Here is an 8,645-nt window from a genome sequence, read left to right as displayed (position 1 = left end):
CTGGGCCACAATGTGCTATAACACACGCGGTAACGCGGCTGGTCGGGTACACGCACACGGGCGCGATAGGTCAGCGGTTGGTCCGACGGCGCACGCGAGGCGGCAATTTCACTCTCCGTGGTGGGTTCTAGATAGCCATGTTCGCGGCGTAGTTGATCCAGTTCGGTTTCCGCCCGCCGCAACCGCCCAAGCGTCACGGCAAACGCAACCACCAACATCACGATCGTGACCAACCCCCAGAACTCGCGTAAACTCCATTGACGAAGCACATTTCCGCCGGAACGCGGTGGCGTTTCGCGATCGGGGTGCGGTGCGGTTGAACGATCATCCATGCCAAGATTGTAGAGTGTGAACCATGAGCGACGAAACAACCTCGGTTAACGAACTGCGGATCCTGGTCGAGAAATTTGTGGCCGAGCGAGACTGGCACCAATTTCATAACCCCAAAAATTTGTCGATGTCCTTGGCGATCGAGGCAGCCGAGTTGATGGAGCATTTCCAGTGGTTGACGCTCGAAGAAGGAGCCAAGGTCAAACTGGATGAAAAACGCAAACACGAGGCGGGCGAAGAACTCGCCGATTGCTTGGCTTACGTGATCGCGATCGCCAATGCGATGGAGATCGATTTGAGCGAGACGCTGCGAGCAAAAATGATCCGAAACGCGGTCAAGTACCCGGCGCCGTAGAGGAATACCGTAGGCCGGAAGGCAGCGCAGCGAAGTTCCGGCATCGCAGAATTCACCGTCCCGAGGGAGGGAGGGGCGGCCGCGGTAGCGGCCGGGGAGGGCTGGTTACATCAAACTTGCACATTGCAATCTCTAACACAACGAGGCCCCACCCAGAGCTTGCTCCGCTCGCTCTGACCTCCCCAAAACAAGTTTCGGGGAGGTGAAGTCGTGATCTGTCAAAAGTCTTGGCGACTTTCGCTACGAAAAAAACGACATCGACTATACCTGCAAACCAAACAGACGCTTGGCGTTTTCGGTCGTGATCGCCGCCAACCGCTCGGGGGACACGCCTCGGACATCGGCAAGACAGCGAAGTGTGTGCTCGACGCGAGCGGGTTCATTGGGCCGTTTGCCGCGCAGCGGTTCGGGACTGAGATACGGGGCGTCGGTTTCAATGAGCAGTTTATCATCGGGCACGATCGCTGCGACACCGCGCAATTCGTCACTCTTTTTGAACGTGACCATGCCGGCAAAACTGAGGTGCAGCCCCATCTCTAAGCACTGTTTACCGAGTGCAATATCGCCAGTAAACGAGTGCATGATACCGGCGGGCACTGACGACTGCCGTTGCAGTTGGTCGACAATCAATTCGCCACTTTCTCGCATATGGATCACCATTGGCAATCCAGTGTTACGGCATAATTGCATGTGACGATCAAAGTAGTCGTGTTGCAGTGCTAACGGAGTATCGTCCCAATAACAATCCAATCCCGTTTCACCGATCGCTTTAACACCGGGCAGGTCGACCATCGTTTCGATCTGGGCAAAATCTCCCTCATCGGCTTCGGCGGCCGAGTTAGGCTGAATCCCGATCGTGGCAAACAGGTAATCGGGATACTCCGCTGCGAGTTCGCACGCGCGGCGACTGGTTTTCACGTCGATTCCAACGACGTTGATCCCCACCACCCCCGCAGCCTTGGCACGTGTGATCACGTCGTCAACGATGCCGTCAAAGGCATCGGTATTGAGATGGGCGTGAGTATCAAAAAGTGTAAGCGTCATACCGACCAAAAGAATCGAGTGAGGTGATAGAAGACCGGTGCCGCGAAGCAAATCGTATCGATTTGATCCAACAACCCAGCGTGTCCTTGGACAAGCGTTCCGGTATCGGTGACCCCGCGATCGCGTTTGATGGCACTCATCGTCATCGTTCCGGCACACGCCATCACGGTCACCACCGCGCCTAGGATCCAAGCTTCCCAGGGATGAAACGGAGTGGCCCACGAAAGTGCCGCGGCGACCAGTCCGGTGGTCACCATCGAGCCTAAAAAGCCTTCCCAGGTTCGCGACGCATTGATTTTTTCAGCGATCACTTTGCGACCGGCAAGTTTGCCCCAGGCACGTTCGAACACCGAGGCAAGTTGTGCGATCAGGACAAAGAAAACGAGCAGGCTGACGTTGCTGCCGCCCCAAGGAATCTTTCCGGTTTGCACCAAATCAAGGTCCAACAGCGCCGGTGCGTAGCTGAGCGAGTAAACGCAGATCAGCAATCCCGATTGAATCTTGGCACTGCGTTCGAGGAACCGTTTGTAGTCACCGGCGATCGCCGCCCGGGCCGGAATGAACAAACTTGCATAAACCGGAATCATAATGCTGTAGAAATCATAAAAATCACGATTGGGGTCGCTCGTGATCCAGCTTGGCGGGCTGCTACCCAAGCCGATCAAAATGTATTGCAGCGGGGTGAAAATAAAGAAAACCCAAAACAGCGTCCGATGGTCGCCTCGCCGTGTCGGCGTCATCGTGATGAATTCACGCAGTGCCCAAAAAGGAAACAAAACCAAACAGCACGACGACGCCGACCCGGTGCAGCACAAAGCCGAACACAAAGATCGCCAGCATCATCCACCACACACGGACTTTGTGCTTGAACCGCGTGATCAGCGCCGATTCAATCCCCATCGGTTCGCGTCGTGAGAGCACTTCGATCACGATCGTGGCAATGCCAAGTGCCGTGATAATGACGGCCAACAAAATATAAGTGCGATTGGATAGCCACTGAGCATTTGCTAGCACCCCGTCAGCAGTGGCGAGCATCCCGCTTGGATGGAAAACGGAATCGCAAAGACGAAGCGGTGACAGCAGGTCAGATGCGGCGGTGGAAATTTGGCTTAAAACGTTCACGAAAACTTTCAATGCAGTGCGATCGACCAGCCGCGAAAAACCACGACCGCAACCGTCGAAGAACCATTTTCCTGTCAATCAGGCGGGCCCAAAATTAGGCGGCCCTAAAATCCAGTAGGCCCATGATCAGGCGGGCCCCGACAACCAGCAGACATCAACGAAACAAGCTCGTCGTAGAACCAAGTGGCTATTAAACCAGCTGCACAGTCCGAATAAGGTCCACGATGTCGTGGAAAATGGCCACCCTCTGGTCTGCCACCCTTTGGTTATCGTGCCTCGAATTGTAATGGCTGAGCCTACGTTCTGACGAGCGTGGCCCAATCTGTTTTTTTGGAGACAAAAACGTGAGAATTCGATGCCTCCATTGCCAAGAATCCCACGACAGCTTGCGAATGGTCCACAAGTTGCGTGTAAGACTAGATATCGCTTTGCGCTGTCGTTTTGGCGTCAAAGTGTGTGTTTACCCAAATGAGGTGATAGAAAGCCAATGATGCTTTACTTTTTGTTTGTGTTGCCACCCTTTTTGCTGGGGCTATACGCCCAGTGGAAGGTGAAATCGGCTTTTACGCAAATGAGTAAGATTTCAACGCGAATGTCGGGGGCCGAAGCGGCTCGCCGCATGCTCGACAGCGCCGGGCTTCATTCCGTGGGAATTGAACAAGTCGGCGGCATGTTGAGCGATCACTATGACCCTCGTGCGAAAGTGCTGCGATTGAGCAGTGATGTGTACAACGGTCACAGCATGTCGGCCGTCGGAGTGGCGTGTCACGAGGCAGGGCACGCGTTCCAAGACGCTCACAACTATGCACCGCTGATGATCCGCAACGCCGCAGTCCCCGCAGCGAACTTTGGTTCGGGTGCCGGGATCTGGATGCTGTTGGGCGGATGTGGTTCGGCATCCCCGCCTTGGCTTGGATTGGCGTGATTTTGTTCGCGGCGGTCGTTTTTTTCCAAGTGATCAACTTGCCAGTCGAGTTTAACGCTAGCTCACGAGCTCGCGAGCAACTGGTCGCCCAAGGGATTATCGCGGGCAACGAAGAGCATTATGTTGCCAAAGTTCTCAACGCGGCGGCACTGACCTACGTTGCGGCGACGCTGCAATCGATCATGACGCTGGCGTATTACCTGTTCATCCTGTTAGGCGATCGCCGCTAACGGCAGCCAAGTAACCGAGGGGGACAAGCTTCACGGCGGTCATCGAGTTCCCTCGCAGATCATTTCCAGCTACGGTAGGACGATCCCCATTCGTCCTACCGTTTTTTTGTGGTGTCCCCCCATGAGCGAACCTGATTACTTTGGTGCTCTCGAAAATGTCGCTGCCGTCCAAACCAAAGCATCCGGGCCGACCGGAAAGCTGCCTTTGAGCGACGAAATTCTGCGAAATTGGAGCAGTGGCGATCTGTTTGGGTTGACCCAGAGCGTCGGAATGGGATTCGACCCGCGTCGGGTATTGGGCGACCAATACCTAATCCTCAGCACCCAAGGCGGGATGCGGAATCCCGATGGGACGCCGATCGCGCTGGGTTACCACACCGGACACTGGGAAGTCGGATTGTTGGTCCAAGCGGCAGCGGAACAGGTTTGCCAGCACGACGGCGTTCCCTTTGCCGCGTTTGTCAGCGATCCATGTGACGGCCGGACCCAGGGAACCCAGGGCATGTTCGACTCGCTGCCCTACCGCAATGACGCCGCGATGGTGATGCGGCGTTTGATCCGCTCGCTGCCGCAGCGAAAAGGAGTGATCGGCATCGCGACATGTGACAAAGGGTTGCCTGCGATGATGATGGCGTTGGCCGGTTCGAGTAGTTTGGCCAATGTCTTGGTTCCTGGTGGCGTGACGTTGCCGCCCACAGTCGGTGAAGACGCAGGCAAAGTCCAGACAATCGGAGCCCGTTATTCACGCGGTGAAATGTCGCTCGAGGAAGCATCGCTGGAAGGCTGCCGAGCGTGCGGTACGCCGGGCGGCGGTTGCCAATTTTTGGGAACGGCGGCGACCAGTCAAGTTGTCGCCGAAGCCCTTGGGATGACCGTTCCACACGCAGCGCTCGCACCGAGCGGGCAACCGATTTGGACCAAACTGGCTCGCGATTCAGCCGACGCATCGCGACAAATGGTGCTGCGTGGCCAATCGCTCCGCGACGTGTTGACCGACGACGCGATCTTCAACGCGATGCTGATCCACGCGGCGGTCGGCGGCAGCACAAATTTGTTGCTGCACATTCCCGCGATCGCGGCAGCAGCTGGACTGAAACGTCCTGATGCCGCTGCGTTTCGCAAGGTCAATCAGATGGTCCCTCGTTTTGTCGACTGTCTGCCCAATGGTCCCGTTGGCCATCCCACGGTGCGATTGTTTTTGGCTGGCGGCGTCCCCGAGGTCGCATGGCACTTGCGAGAACAAGGACTGCTTCGCGCCGATGCAATCACCATCACCGGAAAAACATGGAACGAATTAATCGACGAGTGGCGAGTCAGCGATCGGCGTCAAGTTTGTCGTGAGCGGCTTGTCGAAGCCGATGGGGTCGATCCTGATGAAGTGATCATTCCACCGGCCGAAGCAACGCGTCGCGGGATGACCAGCACGGTTTGCTTTCCCAGCGGTAACCTTTGCCCCGAAGGATCGGTGATCAAGGCGACTTCGATCGACCCGAGCGTGATCGACGAGGACAACGTCTATCGCAAACGAGGCCCGGCACGCGTCTTCACCACCGAACGGGCTGCGATCGCGGCGATCAAAGGGCAAACCGAACCGACGATCAAGGCGGGAGACGTGATCGTATTGATCGGCCGCGGGCCGCTTGGATGCGGCATGGAGGAAACGTACCAGATCACCTCGGCGCTAAAATACTTGTCATTCGGAAAAGAGGTCGCCTTAATCACCGATGCGCGGTTCTCTGGAGTCAGTACCGGGGCCTGTATCGGGCACATTGGCCCCGAGGCACTGGCGGGCGGTCCCATCGCCAAAGTCCGTGATGGCGACATGATCGAAATCGAAGTTGACCGAGTCTCACTAACCGGCAGAGTCGATATGGTGCTGGAGCCGGGGGCAGCCGAGCCATCGGTTGAACAGCGGTTTTCCGCACGCGGGCCGCATCCGGATTTAGCTGTCGAGGCGGAAATGCCCGCCGATACGCGGTTGTGGGCGGCGCTTCAGCAAGTTGGCGGGGGAACGTGGGGCGGTTGTGTGTATGATGTCGACGAAATCATAGCGACGCTTCAAGCGGGACTAAAGGCAAGACAGGGGCAATGAGAAAGCCGTTGGCAAGAATCGACACTTCTGGGCATCGAATCCCTGCATCGGCCTGCCGCCTTTCATCCTCCGCTCGTGGGGGAAACCGCAACGTAAAGCCCTTGCGAGACCGCGTCACTCGGGGATAATCCGTACAATTCTTGAACTTACCAATTTTTCCTCAAGCACTCAGGTAGCTAGTCATGGCTTTGGTTCCACTTCGCGTTGTACTCGACCACGCAGCAGAAAATGATTACGGCGTTGCCGCGTTCAACGTCAACAACATGGAACAGATTCAAGCGATCATGGAGGCGGCCGAAGAAACCGATTCGCCAGTGATCATCCAAGCATCGCGTGGCGCTCGCTCGTACACGCAAGACAACTACCTGCGTCACTTGATGATCGCAGCGACCGAGTTGTATCCGCACATTCCGATCGTGATGCACCAAGACCACGGCAATAGCCCTGAAACCTGTTTGTCGGCAATCGACAACGGTTTCACCAGCGTCATGATGGACGGCTCGCTCGAAGCGGACGGCAAGACGCCTGCCGATTACGACTACAACGTTCGCGTCACCGCTGAAGTTGTCAAAGCCGCCCACGCTCGTGGCGTCAGCGTCGAAGGCGAACTCGGTTGCCTCGGTTCGCTCGAATCGGGTGGCGGCGAGCAAGAAGACGGCCACGGTGCCGAAGGCGTTTTGACTCACGACCAATTGCTGACCGATCCCGATGAAGCAGCTCGCTTCGTTGCCGAAACCGGCGTCGACGCGTTGGCCGTTGCGATCGGAACCAGCCACGGTGCGTACAAGTTCACCAAGAAACCAACCGGCGAAGTTTTGGCAATGAGCCGAATCGAAGAGATTCACGCCAAATGCCCCAACACTCACTTGGTCATGCACGGCAGCAGCTCGGTGCCACAAGAGCTTCAAGACATCATCAACAAGTACGGTGGTGAAATGAAGCAAACCTACGGCGTGCCTGTCGAAGAAATTCAACGTGGTATCAAGAGCGGTGTTCGCAAGATCAACGTCGACACCGATTGCCGCATGGCGATCACCGGTGCGATCCGCAAAGTCCTCACCGAAGACAAAGCCGCCTTCGATCCACGTGCCTACTTGAAGCCCGCTCGTACCGCGATGAAAGAAGTTTGTGTCGCACGTATGGTTTCGTTCGGCCAAGCTGGTAACGCCGAGAAGCTTCGCAAGACCCTCAGCGCAACTGTCTAAACAGTGGGATAGGCTTCCTGCCTGTCATCATTACTCTCTTCCCCAATATTGCTTGGGGAAGAGTTGGTATGCGATAGTTTTGTGCGTAGCGAAACTCGCAGAGAGTTTCGACCACGAGCGATGGAGACCGAAAGTCTCTCAGACTTTCGCTACGGACTCAAATCGATAAATGGGAGCATCTCTCCCACTTCTTATGCACACCAATTTGCTCGACGCGTTTGGCGAACAGGTGCAATCGCAGCCGGATTCGGTTGCCTTGGTCACCTGGGAAAACGAGCAACTTTGCTCGCGAACTTGGCGAGACCTAGCTTTGCTTGTCGATTCGACGACGGCTCATTTAGATGACCTGTTTCGGTCATCACCGTCGCTGCCCAAACGCATCGGCTACCTCAGCCGCAATACGGTCGACGATGTGCTGTTGACACTCGCAGCCGCCCGGGTCGGTGCGATCCATGTTCCCATCAGTGGTTGGGCTAGCCCGGCACATCAACAAGCATGCTGGGATCGCGTCGGAGGTCATTGGATCAGCGAGGAAGACGCCGCTGCCTATCGCTCTGCAAATGTTGCGGACGACGCTATGTTCGCGGAGCAAAGGGGAACATATCCCAAATCAGCTGCGGTGGTTCTTTGGACCAGCGGGACCAGCGGGACAGCGAAGGGCGTCACACTCTCTCATCAAACCTTGGTCAAGAACGCCTACGCGAAACTGAAAGCGGTTCCGCAAACGCCCACGGACGTGCGGTTGACCAGTCTACCGCTGGCCCACGCCTACGCGCGAACGTGTGATTTCGGCACATGGCTAATCAGTGGTTGTACCCTTGTACTGACCTACGGCTACGCAGGCTGGAAACAGATGGCACCGCATGTCAAACCGACGCTGGCGAATGTTGTACCTAGTCTTGCCAACCGGCTTCTTGATGAAGAGCCCAACTCGTTCGGACTATCGCGACTGAAGATTCTTGGCTGCGGCGGGGCAGGACTGACTGGCGAAACATTTGATCGCTGGACCGAACGCAACGTGACCGTGATTCAAGGTTATGGATGTACCGAAACCGGTCCTGTGATTTGTAGTGCGACCGTCAAGGATCCGGTTCCTGGATTAGTCGGTCGCCCCGTCGATGGCTGGGAAACCGAGATTCGCGACGGACGGCTGTTTGTTCGCGGCGATCACGTCATGCTAGGCTATTGGAATGATCCGAAAGCGACCGAGCAGCGGATCGACCGCGATGGCTGGTTTGACACTGGCGACGTTGTCCAAGTCGATTCAGAAACGGGCCAGTACCGAATCTTGGGTCGCAGCGATGACGTGATTGTGCTTCCCAACGGCCACAAAATCTTTCCG

Annotated in this window: 7 protein-coding genes and 2 pseudogenes; 5 read left to right on the top strand and 4 right to left on the bottom strand. The window is 56.4% G+C overall.

Translation table 11 applies throughout. From position 1 onward, the window contains the following. Positions 1-332 (bottom strand): annotated as a pseudogene (locus RMSM_RS05220) (hypothetical protein); the annotation flags it as partial. A gap of 23 nt (positions 333-355) precedes the next feature. Here RMSM_RS05220 and RMSM_RS05215 point away from each other — a divergent pair. Continuing rightward, positions 356-685: a nucleotide pyrophosphohydrolase gene (locus RMSM_RS05215; protein ID WP_008692598.1), complete on the top strand. Its 330-nt coding sequence runs from the start codon at positions 356-358 to the stop codon at positions 683-685. Between the two features lie 261 nt (positions 686-946). On the opposite strand, the gene RMSM_RS05210 is transcribed toward RMSM_RS05215, so the two are convergent. The 3 genes from RMSM_RS05210 to RMSM_RS42350 are packed head-to-tail and all read right to left on the bottom strand — an operon-like array spanning position 947 to position 2,851. Next, the gene (locus RMSM_RS05210) at positions 947-1,729 is read right to left on the bottom strand and encodes a TatD family hydrolase (RefSeq protein ID WP_008692596.1); all 783 of its coding nucleotides are present in this window, start codon (positions 1,727-1,729) and stop codon (positions 947-949) included. Next, positions 1,726-2,505, bottom strand: a complete 780-nt coding sequence (locus RMSM_RS05205) for a phosphatidate cytidylyltransferase (protein ID WP_008692594.1) — start codon at positions 2,503-2,505, stop codon at positions 1,726-1,728. Before RMSM_RS05205 ends, RMSM_RS05210 begins: the two co-directional genes overlap by 4 nt. Beyond that, positions 2,480-2,851 (bottom strand): hypothetical protein, encoded by a 372-nt coding sequence (locus tag RMSM_RS42350; protein WP_236622009.1) that lies wholly within the window; start codon positions 2,849-2,851, stop codon positions 2,480-2,482. The genes RMSM_RS05205 and RMSM_RS42350 overlap by 26 nt, the downstream gene beginning before the upstream one ends. Before the next feature lie 487 nt (positions 2,852-3,338). On the opposite strand from RMSM_RS42350, the pseudogene RMSM_RS05200 reads away from it, so the two are divergent. The 4 genes and pseudogenes from RMSM_RS05200 to RMSM_RS05185 form a co-directional block, all read left to right on the top strand. Next, positions 3,339-4,006: pseudogene (locus RMSM_RS05200) on the top strand (zinc metallopeptidase). Positions 4,007-4,127: 121 nt separating this feature from the next. Beyond that, entirely contained in the window at positions 4,128-6,098 is a 1,971-nt protein-coding gene (locus RMSM_RS05195) for a YjhG/YagF family D-xylonate dehydratase (protein ID WP_008692586.1), read from the top strand. A gap of 182 nt (positions 6,099-6,280) precedes the next feature. Further along, positions 6,281-7,303 carry a class II fructose-bisphosphate aldolase gene (fba, locus tag RMSM_RS05190; protein ID WP_008692584.1) on the top strand — a complete coding sequence of 341 codons (1,023 nt, stop codon included), beginning with the start codon at positions 6,281-6,283 and terminating at the stop codon, positions 7,301-7,303. Between the two features lie 193 nt (positions 7,304-7,496). Beyond that, on the top strand, positions 7,497-8,645 hold a 1,149-nt coding region (locus RMSM_RS05185; protein ID WP_008692582.1), incomplete at its 3' end, for a class I adenylate-forming enzyme family protein.

Origin of the sequence: Rhodopirellula maiorica SM1 (genome assembly GCF_000346295.1) — a bacterium.
Classification (GTDB): Bacteria; Planctomycetota; Planctomycetia; order Pirellulales; family Pirellulaceae; genus Novipirellula; species Novipirellula maiorica.
Note: the sequence above shows the minus strand (reverse complement) of the source record. Positions and strands in the feature narration are given on the sequence as shown.

What these genes read in the sequence shown, in the direction of transcription:
- RMSM_RS05215 (WP_008692598.1), top strand. Translation starts at nt 356, where the DNA reads ATGAGCGACGAAACAACCTCGGTTAACGAACTGCGGATCCTGGTCGAG.
- RMSM_RS05210 (WP_008692596.1), bottom strand. Translation starts at nt 1,729, where the DNA reads ATGACGCTTACACTTTTTGATACTCACGCCCATCTCAATACCGATGCC.
- RMSM_RS05195 (WP_008692586.1), top strand. Translation starts at nt 4,128, where the DNA reads ATGAGCGAACCTGATTACTTTGGTGCTCTCGAAAATGTCGCTGCCGTC.
- fba (WP_008692584.1), top strand. Translation starts at nt 6,281, where the DNA reads ATGGCTTTGGTTCCACTTCGCGTTGTACTCGACCACGCAGCAGAAAAT.